The sequence below is a fragment of the Streptomyces sp. NPDC059695 genome, assembly GCF_042733785.1.
Taxonomy (GTDB): domain Bacteria; phylum Actinomycetota; class Actinomycetes; order Streptomycetales; family Streptomycetaceae; genus Streptomyces.
The window spans coordinates 200,863-219,862 of sequence record NZ_JBHWFF010000006.1; the positions used below are offsets into that span (position 1 = coordinate 200,863).

Here is a 19,000-nt window from a genome sequence, read left to right on the forward strand (position 1 = left end):
TCGGAGAGGGGTCAGCTGTAGATGCCGAACTCGTGGAGCGAGTAGCCCCAGCCGGTGCCGCGCGCGGTGAGCTGGAGCCTGACGTACCGTGCGGTGGCACCGGTCTCGATGGTGTCGACGTCGCCGTTGCCGCTGGTGGTGGTGTGGAGGGTGCGCCACGTGGAGCCGTCGTCGGAGACCTGGACCTCGTAGGCGCGGGCGTACGCCGGGTCCCAGACGAGCTGGAGCCGGTTGAAGGAGCGGACCGAGCCGAGGTCGACCCGGATCCACTGCGGGTCGCTCCAGTCGCTGGCCCAGCGCGTGGTGGCGTTGCCGTCGGTGGCGTTGGCGGCCGGGCAGGGGCAGTCGCCGTAGGAGGCCTGGAAGGAGGAGGCGGTGGTGGGCCGGCCCAGGGCGATGTTGGTGCCGGCGACGGGCGGGGCGACGACCTTCACGGACTTGGTCTCGATGCCCGCGTTCCCGCGACCGTCCTCGGCCTGCACGTACACCTTCCACACGCCGAGCTTCTCGGGCGCGGTGACGGCGAAGGTGCCGTTGCCGAGGGAGCGGTACTGCGCGTCGACGAGGCGCTTGTCGCCGCTGGCGTAGTTGCCGCTCAGGTAGATCTTGGTGGTCACGGGGTCGCCGTCGGGGTCACGTACGTCGGCGTGGACGGTGAACTCGCCGCCGGCCGGGGCGGATCCGGCGGGCGTGACCGTCATGCCGCTGATGACCGGCGGGGTGTTGTCGCCCGCGACGGAGCCGGTGTACGCCTTCTTGAGGGCGTAGTACGAGAGGCGCTTCAGGCCGTCGGGGAGGAGGTTGAACCAGACGCCGCCGAAGTCGTGCTCGATGCCGTAGTGGAAGACGGTCGCGCCGAGGGCGACGCCCTGGTGGCCGGTCACGCAGTTCCACGCCTTTGTGTACCCGTCGGCCTTCTGGACGTCGGTGGGCTCGTCGGGGACGCCGTTGGCGTCCTTGGGGGTCTCCCACTCGCCGGCGGGTCCGGTCTCGGTGATGATGTACGGCTTGGTGTAGCCGCCCTCCACCCAGTCCTCGCGGACCCCGCAGATGTCGCCGTACGCGTTCATCGAGTACAGGTCGAGGTCCGGCGCGTTGCGCTTGTAGTAGGGCCAGGCACCCGTCCAGGCGTCCGTGGAGGTGACGGGGTGGTCCGGGTCGATCGCGTGGATCCGCCTCGCGACGTCGTTGACGAAGGTCGTGTACGCGTTGCGCTGGGCCTCCAGCTGGGTGCCGCTGTAGCAGTTCTGCAGTCCGAGGACGGACTCGTTGCCGACGTTCCACATGAGCGTGGCCGGATGGGACTTGTAGGTGTCGACCCACTTCGCGAACTCGCTCAGCGCGTTGTCCTTGTACGCCGTGTCCGTCACGTAGTCGACGCAGCCGCCGGAGCCCGGTCCACCGCCCGGCTGGAGCCAGAAGCCGTTGATCACCTTGACGCCGTTGGCGGCCGCCGCGTCGAGCAGGGGCTTGGTGCCGGCGTCCGTCCCCCAGGTGCGGACGGTGTTGACGCCCATGGACCGGACGTCCGGCATGTAGCGGGCCGCGTCGGCCATCGCGGGGCCCCAGGTGACGCCCTTGACCGTATACGGTTGTCCGCCCACCGTCAGCTGCCAGTTGCCCTGCGTGCCGCCGACGCGGACGGCGCCGCCGGGCTGGGGCTGTGTGGATCCGCCGCCGTAGACCTGGAACTCCCACAGGGAGTAGCCGTATACGGTGCCCCGGGCGACGCCCTGGAGGCGGACGTAGCGGCCGGTGCCGGTGACCGCGAGCTCGTCGGTGCCCCCGTCGCCCGCCGTCACGGACTTGACGGTGCGCCAGTCGCTGCCGTTGTCGGACAGCTGGATGTCGTAGGCCTTGCCGTAGGCGCCCTCCCAGTTCAGGACGATGCGGCTGATGTTCGCGCTGCTGCCGAGGTCGACCTGGATCCACTGGGCGTCGCTCCACTGGCTGGCCCAGCGGGTTCCGGTGAGGTCGCCGTCGACCGCGGCGGAGGCGGCCCAGGCGGCGCCCTCGGTCGAGGAGGCGGTGGCGGTCTTCCCCTGGGAGAGGAGGGTCTCGGCGGCGGTGGCGGGCGCCGCGGTGAGCACCGTGGTGGAGGCGGCGAGCAGAGCACCGAGGGAGACGAGTGAGCCCGTCGCGCGGGCGCGGGCGCGCCTTCGTGCGGTGGGTGGGGCGGTGGTCGCGGTCATGACGGCTCCTGGACGGACTGTGGGAGGAGGTGGGATCGCCTTCCGGGCGGCGCGGCGGGGGCGGGGGCGCCGCCCCCCGGGGGGGGGGGGGGGGGGGGGGGGGGCCCGCGGGGGGGGGGGGGGCCGCCCCGCCGGACCGTCAGGGGAAGTTGACGACGGTCGAGGGAACCGTGGCGGTGCCCTCGGTGGGCGCTCCGGTGTCGTTGATGACGTGGTTGAACTGGCCGTTGCCGCCGAGGGACACGGTGAGCAGGCTGTGGAACCTCACGCCGGGCTTGACGGGGGCCTTGAAGCCGTGGTCCTGGCGGATCGTCGGGTCCACGTTGTAGTAGCAGTAGCTGCCGAGGCCCCAGCCCTCGTGGGTGTTCACCGAGTCGTCGACCCGGTAGGCGGCGTACCCCTTCGTCGCGCCGTTCTGGACGGCGGCCTGGTTGGGGGCGTCGTACGCCTTCTCGTTCTGGAAGAAGATCGTGCGGCCGCGCTCGCCGTACCACTCGACGTCGTACTTGTTGAAGTGCTCGACGAACAGGCCGGTGGCGAGCACGTCGTCACCGTTGACGCGGACGCCGTAGTCGGCCCGGTTGGTCTCCCAGCCGACGCCCTCGCCGTGGTCGGCGCGCCAGACCCAGGTGTGGTCGATGATCGCGTCGTCGCTGTTCACGACGATGCTGGTGGTCGCCTTGCCCGCGCCGGCGCCGCCGATGCGGACGTACACGTCCTGCACGGTGGTGGGGTTGGCGGCGTGGTCCGCGGCCGCGTTCTGCGGTCCGACCTCCAGGAGGACCGGGGAGTTGACCGGGCCCGCGTCGATCAGGAATCCGGCGAGCCGGACGCCGTCGACGTCGGCGACCTTCATCGCGGTGACGCCGTTGTCGGGGATGATCGTGGCGAGGCCGAGGCCGAGCACGATGGTGTTCGCGCGGTTCACGTTGATCGTCTGGTCGACGTGGTACACGCCCGGGGTGAAGAGCAGGTGCAGGCCTTGGGCGAGCGCCTGGTTGATCGTGGCGGCGGTGGCGCCCGGCTTGACCACGTAGAACTGGCTCAGGGGGATGGACTCGCCCTGCGGGGTGCCGTTGGCCCAGCTGGTGCCGCGGGCGTTCACGCGCTTGGCGGGCGCGAAGACCTTGTACTCGGTGCCGTCCAGGTAGAGGAACGGCTTCTCGCGGGAGACGGGGGTGGTGTCGAGGGTGGTGTAGCGGGGCTCCGGGAAGGAGGTGGCCGGAGCGCCCTCGACACCCGAGAAGACCTGGTTCCAGACGCTGTTGGACCAGCCGCCGATCGTGCTGTCCCGGGTGTACCACTGCTGCTGGGAGTAGTTGCCGATCTGGCCGTCGATCTTGGAGTCGGCGATGTAGCCGCCGCTGGCCCAGCCGTAGCCGTCCGGCGCGAGGTTGAGTCCGCCCTTGACGTGCATGCGGCGGAAGGAGGAGGCCTGCGAGACCGCCCACCGGTCGGTGCCGTTGACCGGGGCGACGGCCAGGTTCTCCGCGCCGCGCCAGAAGTTCTGGGTGGCGTTGCCGTTGAACCAGCCCGCGTCGACGGTCACGTCGCCGTTGATGGTGGTGTCGTCGGGGCGCAGTCCGAGGCCGGCGATCTGGGTGTAGAAGCCGATCTGCGCGTTGAGGCCGTTGTACGTGCCGGGCTTGAGGAGGAAGGCGTGCCGGCCGGTGCCGAACTGGGCCGACTCCTGCTGCTTGAACACCTCGTCCAGCTTGGCCTGGATGCCGGGGGTGGAGGGGTCGACGACGTGCACGTTGGGGCCGAGGTCGCCGCCGCCGGGCAGGGTGGGGCCGGTGCCGCCGGCGGTGCCGTACACCTGGAACTCCCAGAGGGAGAAGCCGTATCCGGTGGCCCGGGTGAGGCCCTTCATGCGGATGTAGCGGCCGGTGCCGGAGAGCGTGACGTCGTCGGTGCCTCCGTCGCCTCCCGTGACGGTGGTGACGGTCCGCCAGTCGGAGCCGTTCTCGGAGGCCTGGATCTCGTAGCTCTTGCCGTAGGCGGCTTCCCAGGTGAGGACGGCGTGGCTGAGCGTGGCGCTGCTGCCCAGGTCGACCTGGATCCACTGGGCGTCCTGCCAGGAGCTGGCCCAGCGGGTTCCGGTGAGGTCGCCGTCGACGGCGGCGCCCGCCGAGAAGGCGGCCCCTTCCGTGGAGGAGGCGGTGGCCGGCCTGCCCTGCGAGAGCAGGGTGGGGGCGGCGTGTGCCGTCGTGGCGGGGGCGAGGGCGAGCAGGCCGCCGGCCAGCGACGAGACGAGTGCGCCGACGGCGGCCCGTCGGACGGCCGAGGCGGGGCGCCGGAGGACCGGCGGGGACCCGACGGAAGACATGGGGGTCTCCTCTGGATACAGGGGGGAAATGTGGGAGAGCGCTCTCCCGAAACCTTGCCCGCAGGGCGAGTTGACGGTCAAGGCGTACGACAGGCCTTTTCTTTTGGCTTTCATTAAGTGTCGACCTTGACGGGTGGCGTCCGGCCGCGGACCGTCCTCCCACCGGACAGGCGACACCGTTAAGGTGCGTGGGTGGGGAATCGAGCACCGACTCTGGAAGACGTCGCACGAGAGGCGGGCGTATCGCGCGCGACCGTGTCCCGCGTCGTCAACGGCGTGCGGAACGTGGCTCCCGACATCCAGCGGAGCGTGCGCGAGGCCATCGCCCGCATCGGCTACACGCCCAACCAGGCCGCCCGCTCCCTCGTGACGCGCCGCACCGGCACCGTCGCCCTCGTACTCTCCGCCACGGGCCGCTCCTTCACCGCCCGGGTGTTCTCCGACCCGTTCTTCGGACGGGTGGTGGACGGCGTCCTGCCGGTACTGCGCCGGCGCGCGATCCAGCCGGTGCTGCTGGTCGCCGAGTCGGAACGGGCCAGGACCCAGCTCGTCGAGTACCTCGGACAGGGCGGCGCGGACGGGGCCCTGGTCGTACCCCTGGACGAGAACGACCCGCTCCCGGCGATGCTGACGGCGGCGGGCCTGCCCACGGTGCTGTTCGGCCGCCCCCGCGACGGGGAGGGCTGCGGCTTCGTCGACCTGGACAACGCCGCCGGCGCGCGGCTGGCCGCCGAGCACCTGTGGGCGACCGGCCGGCGGGCCCCGGCCACCATCGCCGCGCCGGTCACCGCCCCCACGGCGGCCGACCGCCTCGACGGCTTCCGGGAGGCCCTCGCGGCCCGCGGGGTCACGTCGGTCCCCGTCGTCCGGGGCCGGTTCACGGTGGACAGCGGCAGGCGCGCGATGGCCAGGCTCCTGAGGGACCACCCCGGGACCGACGCCGTGTTCGCCGCCAACGACCTCATGGCTCAGGGCGCCTGCGCGTACCTGCGCGAGCAGGGCGTGGCCGTCCCCGGCACCGTGGCCGTCGTCGGCTTCGACGACTCCGTGGCCGCGCGCAAGGCGCGGCCGCAGCTGACCACCGTGCGCCAGCCGGTGGAGCGGATGGCGGCCGCGATGGCCGGTCTCCTGGTCGAACGGCTCGACGGAACGCGGTCCGAGCCCGGCTCCAAGGTGTTCGAGCCGGTGCTCGTCGTACGCGAGTCCACGTGACGACCCGGGCGCCCGCCCCTCATGGCTCCAGGGCGTCGAGCAGGGCGAGCTGCTCCCTGACACGCGCCGCCGACCAGGTGTCGAGCCAGGCCGCGAAGTCTCCGTCGTAGGCACGGGGGACGGATTCCACGCGCATCACCAGGGCGAGGTAGACGCGGTAGAGGGCGAGCCGGACGCGTGCGCCGGTGCCGAGGGCGAAGGCGGGGTCGACGGAGCGGTAGCCGGCCATGAGGTCGGCGTCGTCCTCGGCGCCGCCGAGCGGGTCGAGTCCGACGAGTTCGGCCGACGGGTCTCCGAAGAAGGCGCGTTCGCCGTCGATCAGGCCGCTCAGCCGCCAGGGCCCGCTCCCGGTCCGGGCGACGATGACGTTGCCCGCCCAGGCGTCGAAGTGGACGAGCGCGGGACGACGCACCTCGGCGAGCCGGCGGCCGAACCGTACGGGCAGGTCCGCGAGGACCCCGGGCGGGGCGGGCAGGGCGACGTCGAACCGGCGCGCGTCGGCGAGCACGGCGCGCAGCATGGCGGTGAACGCCGCCGGCCAGTCGGGGGCGCAGAGCCCGGCCGGGGGCTGCGGGTACCCGTACACCGCACCGGTGACCGTGGCGATCCGGGCGAGGCTCGCGCCCAGGCGACGGCGCAGTGCGGCGTGATCGGCCGGTGCGAGCCGGTCGCGGGCCGCGTCCCAGGTGATGCCGTCGAGGTGGGTGAGGAGCAGCCACTCGGCGGGAGTGCCGGGCCCGGCGGGTTCGTGGTGGAGGACGGCGGGCACCCGGGCGCCGGTTCCGGCGGCGAGCCGGTGGAACAGCGCCTCGGTGCCGAGGAGGCCCCGCTCGTGGGTCAGGGCGGGGACCTGTGCCGGGGGCGCGGTCTTCAGCACCAGGCGCCGACCGTCGTCGAGTTCGAGCAGCCGGACGGAGTTGTACAGGCCTCCGGTGAGGGCGGTGTCCCGGACGATCGTCGCCGGGCCGAGCGCCTGGCGCAGCCGCCCGGCGACGACCTCGTCGGCGGGGGAGGCTCCTGGGAGAGGGGACGGGACGGCGCCGGCGGACATGGAGGCTCCTGTACGAGAAGGGGAGGGGGCGCCGGAAGGCCGCCCCGGTGGTGTCGGGGCGGCCTTCCGGAGGAGCGCGACGGCGTGCGGTCAGCCGCCGGTCGCCTCCCGGTGGGCGCGCACGATGTCCGCGTACCGGCGTCCGCTCGTCTTCACGGTCCTGCGCTGGGTGGCGTAGTCGACGTGGACGAGGCCGAACCGCTTGTCGTAGCCGTAGGCCCATTCGAAGTTGTCGAGCAGGGACCAGGCGTAGTACCCGGCGAGCGGGGCGCCCTTGCGCACGGCGCGGGCGCAGGCGGCGAGGTGCTCCTCCAGGTAGCGGGTGCGCTCCGGGTCGTGGACCTCGCCGTCGGGGCCGGTGGTGTCGGGGAAGGCGGAGCCGTTCTCCGTGACGTACAGCTTCCGGACGCCGTAGTCGTCGGTGAGCCGCAGCAGGAAGGCCTCCAGGCCGCCGGCGTCGATCTGCCAGTCCATGCCGGTGCGGGGCACGTCGGGGAGACGGACCTCGCGGGCGTACGGGACGGGGCCCGCGGGGTCGTCGGCCACGGTCACCGGGAAGTAGTAGTTGAGGCCGTGCCAGTCGAGCGGGGCGGCGATGAGCTCCAGGTCGCCCGCCCGCTCGGGGAGTTCGACGCCGTACAGCTCGCGCATGTCGGCGGGGAAGCCTCGGCCGTACACCGGGTCGAGCCACCAGCGGTTGGTGTGGCCGTCCGCGCGGGCCGCGGCGGCGACGTCCTCGGGCCGGCTGGAGGCGGGTGTGACGGTGGAGTGGTTGGTGACCAGGCCGACCTGGGCGCCGGGGGCGGCGGCACGGATGGCCTGGGTCGCGAGCCCATGGCCGAGGAGCAGGTGGTACGAGGCGCGGACGGCGGCCGTGAGGTCGCTCAGGCCCGGGGCCATGCGTCCTTCCAGGTGGCCGATCCAGCCCGAGCAGAGCGGTTCGTTGAGCGTCGCCCACTGGGTGACCCGGTCGCCGAGGCGCTCCGCGACGACGGAGGCGTACGCGGCGAGGTGCTCGGCGGTGGCCCGCTCGGTCCAGCCGCCGTGGCTGTCCTTCACCCGGTCCTGGAGGGCCTGGGGCAGGTCCCAGTGGTAGAGCGTGACGGACGGGGTGATCCCGGCGTCGAGGAGGCCGTCGACGAGCCGGTCGTAGAAGTCGAGCCCCGCGGCGTTGACGGGGCCGTCGCCGCCGGGGACGACGCGGGGCCAGGCGACGGAGAGCCGGTAGGCGTCGGTGCCGAGCCCCTTCATGAGGGCGATGTCCTCGGGCCAGCGGTGGTAGTGGTCGCAGGCGGTGTCGCCGTGGTCGCCGTTGTCGATCGCGCCGGGGATGCGGGAGAACGTGTCCCAGATGGAGGGGGCGCGGCCGTCCTCGGCCACGGCGCCCTCGATCTGGTAGGCGGAGGTCGCCGTGCCCCAGGCGAAGTCCGGCGGGAAGGCCTCCAGGTCGAGCGTGGTGCGGGAGTCGGTGGATTCGGACACGGGGAACCTCTTCGTGATGGGTGTGGAGAGGGGCGTCACTTGACCGCACCTGCGGTGAGGCCGGCGACGAGGTAGCGCTGGAGGAGCAGGAAGCCGGCGACGACGGGGACGCTGACCACGAGGGAGGCGGCCATCACCTGGTTCCAGTACACGTCGTTCTGGGTGGCGTACCCCTGGAGACCGACGGCGAGGGTGCGGGTGGTGTCGTTGGTCATGACGGAGGCGAAGAGGACCTCGCCCCAGGCGGTCATGAAGGCGTAGACGGCGACGGCGACGATGCCGGGGGACGCGGCCGGGACGATGACGCGCACCAGCGCGCTGATCGGACCGCAGCCGTCGACCTTGGCCGCCTCGTCGAGTTCACGCGGGATCGAGTCGAAGTAGCCGGTCAGCATCCAGATGGAGAACGGCAGGGAGAAGGTCAGATAGGTGAGGATCAGACCTTCGCGCGAGCCGAAGAGGGCGATGCCGGTGGCGTTGCCGATGTTGACGTAGATGAGGAAGAGCGGTAGCAGGAAGAGGATGCCGGGGAACATCTGCGTGGACAGCACCGTCACGGTGAAGACGCGCTTGCCGCGGAAGGTGTAGCGGCTGACGGCGTACGCGGCGAAGATCGCGACGGCCACGGAGAGGACCGTGGCCGCGCCCGCGACGACGATCGAGTTCACGAAGTAGTCGGCGAGCGGGACGGTCTCCCAGATGTCGAAGTACGGGCGGAGCGTGAGCCCGGACGGGATCCACTCGAACTTCCCCGACACGTCCTCGAGGGGTTTGAGGGAGCTGGAGACCATGACGTACACCGGCAGCACCACGAAGGCGGTGAGCAGGGTGAGGAAGATCCGCCGCGTCCAGAGGAAGGAGCGGGGCGCCGCCATGGGGGAGCGCGGTGCCGTGCGCCGGGATGCGTGCTCAGACATCGGCGGTCTTCCTTCCGCGGCTGGTGACCAGGAGGTAGACGCCCGTGACGACGAGGAGGAACAGCAGCAGCAGGACGGACATGGCCGAGCCGGTGCCGAAGTTCCACGTCTGGAAGGACGACTGGTAGATGTGGAGCGAGATCAGGTCCGCCGCTTCGGGCGCCGCCTTGCCGAAGAGCACGAACGGCGTGTTGAAGTCGTTGAAGGTCCAGAGGAAGAGGACGAGCACGAGGACCTGGTTGACGGAGCGCAGCGACGGCAGGGTGATGTGCCGGATCTGCTTCCACACGCCGGCCCCGTCGAGGGCCGCCGCCTCGTACATGTCCCGGGGGATGTTCTGCAGTCCGGCCATGACGGTGAGGAAGGCGAAGGGCCAGCCCTTCCAGACGGAGACGACGAGCAGGGCCCAGAAGCTGTTGTCCCCGATGAGCCAGAAGGCGGGGCTGTCGCCGATGCCGAGCTGGTCGTGGAGGACGTGGTTGATGAGGCCGTTGTCGCGCTGGAACATGAAGGACCAGGTGATGACGGCCGCGTAGACGGGCAGGGCGTACGGGACGAGGAACAGCGTGCGGAGGAAGCCGCGGCCCCGGAAGTTCTCCTGGAGGAAGATCGCGGCGGCCGTGCCCAGGAACCAGCACAGCCCCACGGACGCGAGGGTGAAGACGCACGTCGTCACGAAGGACTTGAGGAGGGCCTGGCCGACGGGGGCGTCGAAGTCGATCGCGACGCTGAAGTTGTCCAGGCCCGACCAGGGCGCCTCCGACCAGTTCCGGATGTAGAACTGGGTGAGCTCCCTGAAGCTCATGGTGATGCCCATGAGCATCGGGACGAGGTGGACGAGCAGTTCGAGGAGCAGGGCGGGCAGGAGCAGAAGGTACGGCAGTGCGATGCGGCGACGCCCGGAGCGGCGTGGTGCGCGCGCCTCTCCGGGTGTGGCCTTGCGCACCGCCCGCTCACTCGGGGGAGTGACGGCGGTCTCGGTCATGGTGGGGCGGCCTACTTCTTGGGCATCTGCTGCTGGGCCTTTTCGAGCTTGGCCTTCACGGACTCCGTGGTGACCGGGCGGCCCGCGGCGGCGTCGGCGAACAGCTCCTTGACCGCGGTGCCGACGACGGTCTCGAACTGCGACTCCTCGGGGACCTGCGGCAGGGCCGCCGCGCTGGAGGCGAGGGTCTCCCGGATGACGGTGAGCGACGGGTCGGCGAAGACGGGGTCCTTCTGGGCGCTTTTCACCGGCGGGACCGAGCCGTAGGCCTTGTTGAGGAGGATCTGCTCCTCGTCGCTGGTCATGAACTTCACGAACTTCAGCGCGCCGTCGAGGTTCTTGGTGTTCTTGAAGACGGCCATGTTGATGCCGGCGACCATCGAGTTGGTCTGTGCGCCCTGGCCCGGCGTGCCCGAGGGGACCGGGGCGGGAGCCACGCCCCAGTCGTCCGGGGCCATGCCCTGGGAGGCGAAGGTCTGCTGCGGCGTCTGCCACAGGACCATGCCGGTCTTGCCCTTGGCGAAGTCGCTGAGGGACTGGTTCTGGGCGTACTCGGCGTTGCCGGGGGCGACGATCTTCTGCGCCGCCATCAGGTCGACGTACTGCTTCACGGCGGCGACGGCCCCGTCGGAGGTGAAGTCCGGCTTCCCGTCGGCGGTGAAGAAGTCGGCACCGTGCTGCTTGCCGAGCACGAACACCTGGTGGATGTTGTTGGACAGGTTGGAGCCCTCGACGCCGATGCCCGACTTGCCGTTCTTGCCGAGCTTCTTGCCCGCCGCGGCCACCTCGTCCCAGGTGGTCGGCGGCTTCGTTATGCCGGCGTCCTTGAACAGCTGCTTGTTGTAGTACAGCGCGTACGCCATGGAGTACAGCGGGACGGCGGCCGGCTCCTTGCCGGAGACGCCGGTGGAGCCGAGCGCGGAGTCGACGAAGCGGTCCTTGCCGCCGATGGCCTCGAAGTTCTTCGCGTCCCAGGGCAGCAGGGCGCCGGTGGACTGCAGCGAGGCGCTCCAGGTGTTGCCGATGTTGAGGATGTCGGGGCCCTGGCCGGACGTGGTGGCGGTGAGGATCCGGTTGAGCAGGTCGGACCAGGGCACCACCTCCAGCTTGACCTTGATCCCGGTCTCCTTCTCGAACTGGTCGAGCTCGGGCTGCAGGACCTTCTTGTCGACCTCGATGCTGGAGCCCTGGTTGGAGGCCCAGTAGGTGAGGGTCTTCGGCGACGCCTCGCTCCCTTCACCGCCCCCGCAGGCGGTGGCGGTGAAGGCGAGGGAGAGCGTGACGGCACCGGTGACAGCGGCTCTGATTCTGCGCATGGCTCCTGGGCCCTTTCGGGGACGAGGGGGTTGCCGATGCGGTGAGCTGCTGGAGGCCTCGCCGTAACATCGGCTTAATTTAGGATGTGAGTTAAACCCCATGAGAAGGTCGCGTCAAGGCTTGGACTGCGGGTATGTTGCAAGGAACGACTCCAGAGACGGGGACCAAAGTGCACGCGAGAACTGGCCGTACGGTGCGTGACCTGCGGCGCGAGAACCGCACCGCCGTTCTGCGCAGGCTGTACTTCGACGGACCGATGAGCCGGCTCATGCTCGGCCCGGCGACCGGTCTCAGCTCCGGCTCCGTCAGCAACGTGGTCGCCGAACTCGTCGCGGAGGGCCTCGTGGAGGAGGCCGGCAGCGTCGACTCGGCCGGCGGACGGCCCCGCACCCTCGTCCGGATCAGCCCCGCCAGCGGCTTCATGATCGGCGTCGACATCGGGGAGACCCGGGTCAGGATCGAGCTCTTCGACCTCACCCTCACCGAACTCGCCCGCACCGAGCGGGCGTTGGCGAGCTCGGGACCCCGTACGGCCCGGTACGACGTGGACCTCGTCGTCGCCCACCTCCGCGAAGGCATCGCCGAGGTGCTGCGCACCGCGGCCGTGCCCGCCGGGCGGCTCATCGGGGTCGGGATCGGCGTCCCCGGCATCGTCGCCCGCGACGCCGGGGACGGCGCCGTCGTCCACGGCCAGACCGTCGGCTGGGACGCCGTCCCCTTCGAGCGCCTCCTCCGCGCCGCCGTCGACCTGCCCGAGGACGTCCCCTACTGGATCGACAACGGCGCCAAGACCCTGGGCCAGGCGGAGATGTGGTTCGGCGCCGGCCGGGGCGCGCGCAGCGCGGTGGTCGTCCTGTTCGGCTCCGGTGTCGGCGCCTGCGTGGTCACCGACCCGATGGGGCCCGGCCGGGCCGTCGAGTGGGGCCATCTGACGGTACGGGTCCGGGGCCGCCGCTGCCGCTGCGGCGCCCAGGGCTGCCTGGAGGCGTACGCGGGCGCCGAGGCGCTCCTGGACCGGTGGCGCGAGGCGGGCGGGGAGCCGCCGGCGGGCGCGGACGAGGAGACGGCCCTGACGGCGATGCTGGCCGCCGCGTATCCCGCCGACCCGGGTGCGCAGGCGGACGTCACGGCGCTCGCGGTGCTGGAGGAGACCGCCGAGTACCTGGGCGCGGGCTTCGCCGATCTCATCAACCTCTTCCAGCCCGAGCGCATCCTCGTCGGCGGCTGGGCGGGCCTCCAGCTGGGCACCCGCTTCCTGGCGACGGTGTCCGCGTACGCGCGGGAGTACGCGCTCCGGTACCCGGTCAGTCGCACCGCCATCGGTCTCGGCACCCTGGGACCCGAGGCGGTCACCGTCGGAGCCGCCCTGCTGCCGCTGGTCGACTTCTTCGCCCAGGGCGGCCGACGCCCCGAGACCGCACCCGCCACGCCCGCGCCCGCCTGGCAGTCCGCCCTCCAGGACCGGGTCTCTCCCTGAGCGGGGCGGGCCGCGCGGGAGTGCGCTTCGGCGGAGCGGGGGAGCGGGGCTCCTGGGGACGGGCTTCGCGGGCGCGGGGCCCTCAGTCGACCGGCCAGGTGTGCGCCGGAGCGTTCATGTGCATGTAGTCGAGGTACTGCTGCGTCATCCGCCGCAGCGCCTGATGCCGGTCCACATGGCCGATGTCGTGGATGTGGTGGAACGTCTCCGACTGCCACACCGCGCCGTTCCGGCCGCTGACGCACCGCTGTTCGATGATCCCGAGCAGCGGCTCCCGCCAGGCCGTGTCCATGCCCGTCCGCTGGAGACCGCGGTCCGCGAGCGGCAGCAGGCGCCGCAGCACCAGTTCGGTCACGGGCACTTCACCCATCCCCGGCCAGTACAGCTGGGCGTCGATCCCGTGCCGGGCCGCGGCGTACAGATTGTCCTCGGCGGCCGAGAACGACATCCGCGACCAGACGGGCCGGTCCTCCTCGACCAGGGCGCGGACCAGCCCGTAGTAGAACGCGCCGTTCGACAGCACGTCGGCCACCGTGGGACCCGCGGGCAGCACGCGGTTCTCGATCCGCAGGTGCGGCACCCCGTCGACGACGGCGTAGACGGGCCGGTTCCACCGGTAGACCGTCCCGTTGTGCAGGGTGAGTTCGGAGAGACCGGGGATCCCTCCGTGGTCGAGGGTCTCCTGGGGATCCTCGTCGTCGCAGAGCGGCAGCAACGCCGGGAAGTACTGGGCGTTCTCCTCGAAGAGGTCGAAGACGCTGGTGATCCACCTCTCGCCGAACCACACCCGGGGCCGGACCCCCTGCACCTTGATCTCTTCCGGCCGCGTGTCGGTGGTCTGCTCGAACAGGGGAATGCGCGTCTCGCGCCACAGCTCCTTGGCGAAGAGGAACGGGGAGTTCGCCGCCAGGGCCACCTGCACCCCGGCGACAGCCTGCGCCGCGTTCCAGTAGTCCGCGAACTCGTCCGGTGCCACCTGCAGGTGGAACTGCGTGCTGGTGCACGCGGCCTCCGGCGTGATCGTGTCCGCGTAGGTGCGCAACCGCTCCACCCCGTCCACGGAGATCAGCAGGTCCTCGCCGCGTGCCGCGAAGATCTGCTCGTTCAGCAGGCGGTAGCGCGGATTCTCGGAGAGCGACGCAGGACCCACGTCCTTCAGCTCCAGCGTCGGCAGGATCCCGATCATGACGAGGTGCGCCCCGATCGCCGCGGCCTTCTCCTCGGCGTGGTTGAGCGCGTCCCTGATCTCCTGCTCCCAGGATCCGGGACCCCCCGCGGTGAGCTGCCGGGGGTCGATGTTGATCTCCAGATTGAACCGCCCGAGCTCGGTCGACCACGACGGATCCGCGAGCGCCTCGAGGACGTCCACGCTGCGCATGGCGGGCTCCGCGGCCTCGTCCACGAGGTTCAGCTCGATCTCCAGACCGACCTGCGGCCGCTCGAAGTCGAACCGTGACTCCCGCAGCATCTGGGCGAACACGTCGAGACAGCTGTGCAGCTTGTTCCGGAACCGGCGACGGTCGTCACGGGTGAACTCCAGCGCCGGGACGTCGCGTCCCATTCGGCCCTCCCGAGACTCGTCGGCACGGACCTTCCCCTTCAGAGTCCCACTTCGGCCTCGACCCGACCACCGAACGGGACGCGGGCCCCCGCGGCGGCGGGAGTCGCCGCGGGGGACGAGGGACGGCGCGCGGAGAACTCCTCCGGGGACGCCCAGGTCAGGGAGTCCGCTCACGGATGGCCCGGGCGACCTCCTCCGGGTGCGTCAGCTGGGGGTGGTGCCCCGCGCCGGCGATCACGGTCACGGTCGCGTGCGGAAGGCCTTCCAGCAGGGAACGCGCCTCGGGGGTCAGCGGATCCTCGGAGCCCGTGACGACGTGGACGCGCCCCGGGTACCGCTTCAGCCCGGCCTGGAGGTCCGTGCGCCACCGCGCGCTTCGGGTGGCCGCCAGGAGCCGGGCGGCGGTGCCCGAGGTGGTGCCGCGGCGCAGGTCCGTGACCGCGGCTCGGAGCGCGGACGCGTGCTCCGGCGTGCCGGTCAGCCGTACGGAGAGCGCCGCGGGAGTCGTACGGCGCAGGAGCCCGCGGGTCAGGGGGGTCCACGCGGCGGTACGGGGCGGGGAGCCCTGCAGGAAGAACGGCGCCACGAGCGTGAGCCCGTCCACCCGGTCCGGGTGGGCGGCCGCGGCCTCCACGGCCGCGGCGGCGCCGAGGGAGTGGCCCACCAGATGGCGGGCGCCGGTCTCGGTGACCAGCGCGGTCAGCCAGGCGGGCCAGTCGTCCCGGCTGCCGCTGCTCATGCCCAGGCCCGGCAGGTCGACAGCGCGGGCGTTCCCGAGCGCCGCGACGACCGGCGCCCAGGTGTCGGCGTTGACCGGCAGACCGGGCAGCACCACCGTGGCCGCGTCCTCCCGGCCCAGTTCGAACGTCCGGATCCCGCCCGGCGCGGTGAACCTCCTGTCACCCGCGGGGGCGTCGCCGAAGCGGTGGGCCGCGAGGTGGTCGGCCCACCGCAAGATCGTCGTGGCGGTGTCCGGCACGGGCAGCCGGTGCCGGACGGCGACGTCACGGGCGGAGCCGGTCGGATAGCGGTCCGCCGACAGGAACGTCAGCGTCTCCGGATCGGCCTTCGTGAGCCGGCGGGGAAGCCACTTGAGCAGGGGCACCGGCACCCGTGTCCGGGGTGCCGCGACCCCGTAGTGGTCCGCCACGAGCTTGAGCAGGTCCGGCAGCGCGGGGGTGTCGTCGTCCAGCACCCAGTAGGAGGTGGCCCGCGTGGACGCGTCCGTCGGCAGCAGCGTCATGAACCGTGCGAGGTGGTCGACGGCGACCACGGGGACGAAGGTCCGGCCCGTGCCCGGCAGCGCAGCCAGGGATCCGTGCCAGAGATCCCCGAGGGTGGCGGCGAGCCCCAGGTACTGGTCGGACTCCCCGGTGGCACCGTCCCCGATGACGCTCGACGGGTTGACGATGGACCAGGGCACGTTCAGCCGCGCCGCGAGCTCCTGGAAGACGGCGTCCGCCTCGGCCCTGGAAGCCTCGTACGGGCCGAGTGCCCGGTACGTCTCACGTCGGCGCTCCTCGCTCCACGCCGTGGCGTCCTGCCCGCCCACCCGGTACCCGGACACCTGGACCAGGCGGCGGAGGTTCGGCATCCGCGCGGCGAACGCGACGACCGTACGGACGCTGTCCACGTTGGCGCGACGCGCCTCGTCCACGGACATCCCGAACCGGTAGGCACCGGCGCAGTTGTAGATCTCGGTGACGTCGTCGTACGCGCCCTCGACCAGTGACGCCGTCGAGAAATCGACCCGGACGTCGGCCGGGACCCGGTCGTGCCCGCGCGCCGCCAGCCAGCGGGTCAGCCGCAGGGCGGACTCACGGCTCCGGGAGGCCGCGCTCACCCGCACACCGGCCCGGCCGAGCGCGAGAACCACATGGCGGCCGATGAAACCGCTCGCGCCCAGCACCAGCGCGTGCCTGCCCTCCGGGCTCATGCCGGGGCCTCCGCTCCCGGCCCGAGGAGCACGGTGATCGCCTGGGCGGCGCAGTGCAGCGGTGCGGTGGATCGCTGGGCACGCGACACGATCACCGCTCCCTCCACCATGCTGACCACGGCGGTCGCGAGGGCGCGTGCGACGTCCCGGGGGCGGCCGTGGGCGACGAGCAGGTCGCTCACCGGCGAGATCCACGACTCGAAGGCCTGGGCGCAGGCGTCCCGGAGCCGGTCGCTCCGCACTCCCATCTCCAGCGTCACCACCGAGACCGGGCATCCCAGCTGGAAGTCGCTGTCCTCGAGCATCCCGGCGAGCTCGTCGATCACACGGCCCACCACGGCGGCCGGCGCCGCCGACTTCTGCGCCGAGTCGGCGACGAGTGCGCCGAACCGCGCGGCGGCGAGCTGGACGGCCTTCTCCCCGAGGGCTTCCTTCCCCTGGGGGAAGTGGAAGTAGAGGGAGCCCTTGGGGGCGCCCGAGTGCTCCACCACCGTGTTGAGCCCTGTACCGCTGTATCCGTGACGCTGGATCAGCTCCAGCATCGATTCCGCCAGCCGCAGGCTGGTCCTGGCTCCCTTGGTGTCTGCCATGAGGAAAGAATAGACCGGTCTACATATTTTACAAGTGCCTTTCAGTCGCGTGCTGTTCGCGACGGGAGAGGCGCCGACGGCGGCGCCGCCGCTCAGACCGAGCCGCTGCTCAGACCGAGCCGAGGAAGACGTACGCCGTCATCGGGCCGCTGACGGGCCCCGGACCCAGCCGGGCGGTCATCGTCCCGGCGACGGCGTCCTGGACGGCCGCGACGTCCCCGTGCCGCTCGACCGCCGCGCGCACCGGCGTCCCGGCGAGAAACCCGAGGGCGACCTCGGCGGCCGACGGCGCCCGGCCCACCAGCGTGACCTCCCGCTCCTCCTCGACGGCGAACCCGGCGGACGCCAGGTCGGCGGCCACGGCGGCGGGATCGGCGTAACCGTGCGGGATCGTCCTCAGGAACCCCGGGGGGTCGCCGGGAAGGGCCCGCTCCAGCCCGGCCTGGAGCGCGGCGGCGAAAGCGTGCGTGGCGAGGGGGCCCCAGGTGTTGAACAGGAACCGCCCGCCCGGGGCCAGCACCCGCCGGACCTCGGCGTAGGCCGCGACCCGGTCGGGGAAGAACATCACGCCGAACTGGCAGACCACCAGGTCGAAGACACCGTCCGGGAACGGCAGCCGCTGCGCGTCGGCCCGCCGCCACACCGCGCCCGGAGCCCGGGCCGCTCCGAAGGCGACCATCGCCTCGTTCAGGTCGGTGGCCGTCACCTCGGCGGCCGGCGCGGCGGAGAGCAGACCTGACGTCAGGACACCCGTCCCGGCGGCGAGTTCCAGGACACGGCGGGGGCGAAGCGCCACCACACGGGCGCTCAGATCATCGGCGAAGGGCCGGAAGACCGCCGGCACGAGGTACCGCTCGTACACGGCGGGCATGGACTCGGACCACCACCGGTCGGCATCGACTCCCGTCATCCCCGGGACGCTAGCCCCGCGACGGGAGGCCTGCGCCTCGACGCGCCGCGCGTGTCGAGGCTTCACCTCGTCCGCAACCTGATCGACGCACGCCGGCTTCTCGGGCAGGATCCCCTCGACGAGCATCGACGAGCACCAACGACCCCCAACGACACGGAGGAGCCCCGCTGATCACGCAAGGAGCGCAGGTGACAGGCCGGTGCGGTGCATGCGGAGGCACGACGATCTGTGACGTCGGCCAGTTCTCCTGGAACGGCACGCTCAGCTGGGGAACCGAAGGCCGATGCGCGGACTGCCCTGACGCCTGGTGCGAGGAGGACAGCGGGCCGGTCACGCCGGAGAACATTCGACAGGCCCTGCTGCGAGCGCACGGGCCGTCGCGACTGGGCCTCTCCGAAGACGCCCCGAGCCTGGTTCCCGTGCTGCAGGCGCTGCGTGGCGCACGCGACCTGTCCCTGAGCGAAGCGCGAGAGCAGGCGACGCAACTGGCCCGGACCGGGCTCGTCGGCACTCTCGTCGAGATGGAGGTCCTGGCGGTTCACCTTCGGAGACGAGCCGTCGAGGTGACCGTCGAACCGGCGGCGCAGCCGGGTACGGGCGCGAGCCGACGGTCATCGCCGACCGCGTCCCTCCAGAGCCGCGCGAGCGTCAACCGTGAGGCTGTCGATCCACTCCTTCGAGTGGCGGGTGGGTGCCAGAGGGCAGTGCCATCCGGTCAGCACGGGAGGGACGTGGGCGGACGGTGCTTCAGGAAGGGCTGACGCGGCCGGCGGGAACGACCGGTGACGGGCGGCAGGGCCGTAGCGCGCGAGGTCGGTGGGGGTAAACCCGCCGGTCGGGGCTGGCCGGGACACCTCCCACCCCGGCTGTACGCGGAGCTGCCGGGGCGGTGAGCTACGGAGCGTTCCGGGCTCCCCTCCCGTGCCCCGCGGCCCGCTAGGGGGGGGCGCGGGGCCGCGGGGCCCACCCCCCCCCGCCGCCCGAGAAAGTGACACCGCGACCATGCGGGCGCCAGGACGCCGCACCCAGTGATTTGCAAAT

13 protein-coding genes are annotated in these 19,000 nt (G+C 71.9%); 2 read left to right on the top strand and 11 right to left on the bottom strand.

Annotated features, from left to right (window positions below):
* Nucleotides 1-11 precede the first annotated feature (11 nt).
* Together ACFV2S_RS10385 and ACFV2S_RS10390 are read right to left on the bottom strand one after the other, a co-directional pair.
* Nucleotides 12-2,192 (bottom strand): discoidin domain-containing protein, encoded by a 2,181-nt coding sequence (locus tag ACFV2S_RS10385; RefSeq protein WP_385556094.1) that lies wholly within the window; start codon nucleotides 2,190-2,192, stop codon nucleotides 12-14.
* Nucleotides 2,193-2,331: 139 nt separating this feature from the next.
* A complete protein-coding gene (locus ACFV2S_RS10390) occupies nucleotides 2,332-4,521 on the bottom strand; it encodes a discoidin domain-containing protein (RefSeq protein ID WP_385556096.1) in 2,190 nt (729 codons plus the stop codon).
* A 192-nt stretch (nucleotides 4,522-4,713) separates the two neighbouring features.
* Between ACFV2S_RS10390 and ACFV2S_RS10395 the strand changes: the two genes are divergently transcribed.
* Nucleotides 4,714-5,733 carry a LacI family DNA-binding transcriptional regulator gene (locus tag ACFV2S_RS10395; protein WP_385556098.1) on the top strand — a complete coding sequence of 340 codons (1,020 nt, stop codon included), beginning with the start codon at nucleotides 4,714-4,716 and terminating at the stop codon, nucleotides 5,731-5,733.
* A 19-nt stretch (nucleotides 5,734-5,752) separates the two neighbouring features.
* Here ACFV2S_RS10395 and ACFV2S_RS10400 read toward each other — a convergent pair whose 3' ends face one another.
* The 5 genes from ACFV2S_RS10400 to ACFV2S_RS10420 all read right to left on the bottom strand — a co-directional run bounded on the left by ACFV2S_RS10400 (nucleotide 5,753) and on the right by ACFV2S_RS10420 (nucleotide 11,484).
* Nucleotides 5,753-6,784, bottom strand: coding sequence for a phosphotransferase family protein (locus ACFV2S_RS10400; RefSeq protein ID WP_385556100.1), 1,032 nt, complete (start codon nucleotides 6,782-6,784; stop codon nucleotides 5,753-5,755).
* Between the two features lie 90 nt (nucleotides 6,785-6,874).
* A complete protein-coding gene (locus tag ACFV2S_RS10405) occupies nucleotides 6,875-8,266 on the bottom strand; it encodes a GH1 family beta-glucosidase (protein ID WP_385556102.1) in 1,392 nt (463 codons plus the stop codon).
* A 35-nt stretch (nucleotides 8,267-8,301) separates the two neighbouring features.
* Nucleotides 8,302-9,141 (bottom strand): carbohydrate ABC transporter permease, encoded by an 840-nt coding sequence (locus ACFV2S_RS10410; RefSeq protein ID WP_385556265.1) that lies wholly within the window; start codon nucleotides 9,139-9,141, stop codon nucleotides 8,302-8,304.
* 34 nt (nucleotides 9,142-9,175) lie between these two features.
* The gene (locus ACFV2S_RS10415) at nucleotides 9,176-10,168 is read right to left on the bottom strand and encodes a carbohydrate ABC transporter permease (protein ID WP_383800965.1); all 993 of its coding nucleotides are present in this window, start codon (nucleotides 10,166-10,168) and stop codon (nucleotides 9,176-9,178) included.
* Nucleotides 10,169-10,179: 11 nt separating this feature from the next.
* A complete protein-coding gene (locus ACFV2S_RS10420) occupies nucleotides 10,180-11,484 on the bottom strand; it encodes an ABC transporter substrate-binding protein (protein ID WP_385556105.1) in 1,305 nt (434 codons plus the stop codon).
* A 134-nt stretch (nucleotides 11,485-11,618) separates the two neighbouring features.
* Here ACFV2S_RS10420 and ACFV2S_RS10425 point away from each other — a divergent pair, with 134 nt between their 5' ends.
* On the top strand, nucleotides 11,619-12,962 hold the full coding sequence (locus tag ACFV2S_RS10425) for an ROK family protein (protein WP_385556107.1): 1,344 nt from the start codon (nucleotides 11,619-11,621) through the stop codon (nucleotides 12,960-12,962).
* Between the two features lie 82 nt (nucleotides 12,963-13,044).
* Here the strand turns inward: ACFV2S_RS10425 and ACFV2S_RS10430 are convergent, their stop codons facing one another.
* The 4 genes from ACFV2S_RS10430 to ACFV2S_RS10445 form a co-directional block, all read right to left on the bottom strand.
* The gene (locus ACFV2S_RS10430) at nucleotides 13,045-14,523 is read right to left on the bottom strand and encodes a glutamate--cysteine ligase (RefSeq protein ID WP_385556109.1); all 1,479 of its coding nucleotides are present in this window, start codon (nucleotides 14,521-14,523) and stop codon (nucleotides 13,045-13,047) included.
* 157 nt (nucleotides 14,524-14,680) lie between these two features.
* Nucleotides 14,681-16,459 (bottom strand): alpha/beta fold hydrolase, encoded by a 1,779-nt coding sequence (locus tag ACFV2S_RS10435; protein WP_385556110.1) that lies wholly within the window; start codon nucleotides 16,457-16,459, stop codon nucleotides 14,681-14,683.
* On the bottom strand, nucleotides 16,456-17,049 hold the full coding sequence (locus ACFV2S_RS10440; protein WP_385556112.1) for a TetR/AcrR family transcriptional regulator: 594 nt from the start codon (nucleotides 17,047-17,049) through the stop codon (nucleotides 16,456-16,458). Before ACFV2S_RS10440 ends, ACFV2S_RS10435 begins: the two co-directional genes overlap by 4 nt.
* Nucleotides 17,050-17,158: 109 nt before the next feature.
* Complete coding sequence (locus ACFV2S_RS10445; protein WP_385556114.1) at nucleotides 17,159-17,959, bottom strand: class I SAM-dependent methyltransferase; 801 nt, start codon at nucleotides 17,957-17,959, stop codon at nucleotides 17,159-17,161.
* Nucleotides 17,960-19,000: the final 1,041 nt, after the last annotated feature.

Coding starts and splice junctions, on each gene's coding strand:
- ACFV2S_RS10385 (WP_385556094.1), bottom strand. CDS start 2,192: ATGACCGCGACCACCGCCCCACCCACCGCACGAAGGCGCGCCCGCGCC.
- ACFV2S_RS10390 (WP_385556096.1), bottom strand. CDS start 4,521: ATGTCTTCCGTCGGGTCCCCGCCGGTCCTCCGGCGCCCCGCCTCGGCC.
- ACFV2S_RS10400 (WP_385556100.1), bottom strand. CDS start 6,784: ATGTCCGCCGGCGCCGTCCCGTCCCCTCTCCCAGGAGCCTCCCCCGCC.
- ACFV2S_RS10410 (WP_385556265.1), bottom strand. CDS start 9,141: ATGGCGGCGCCCCGCTCCTTCCTCTGGACGCGGCGGATCTTCCTCACC.
- ACFV2S_RS10415 (WP_383800965.1), bottom strand. CDS start 10,168: ATGACCGAGACCGCCGTCACTCCCCCGAGTGAGCGGGCGGTGCGCAAG.
- ACFV2S_RS10420 (WP_385556105.1), bottom strand. CDS start 11,484: ATGCGCAGAATCAGAGCCGCTGTCACCGGTGCCGTCACGCTCTCCCTC.
- ACFV2S_RS10425 (WP_385556107.1), top strand. CDS start 11,619: ATGTTGCAAGGAACGACTCCAGAGACGGGGACCAAAGTGCACGCGAGA.
- ACFV2S_RS10430 (WP_385556109.1), bottom strand. CDS start 14,523: ATGGGACGCGACGTCCCGGCGCTGGAGTTCACCCGTGACGACCGTCGC.
- ACFV2S_RS10435 (WP_385556110.1), bottom strand. CDS start 16,459: ATGAGCCCGGAGGGCAGGCACGCGCTGGTGCTGGGCGCGAGCGGTTTC.
- ACFV2S_RS10440 (WP_385556112.1), bottom strand. CDS start 17,049: ATGGCAGACACCAAGGGAGCCAGGACCAGCCTGCGGCTGGCGGAATCG.
- ACFV2S_RS10445 (WP_385556114.1), bottom strand. CDS start 17,959: ATGACGGGAGTCGATGCCGACCGGTGGTGGTCCGAGTCCATGCCCGCC.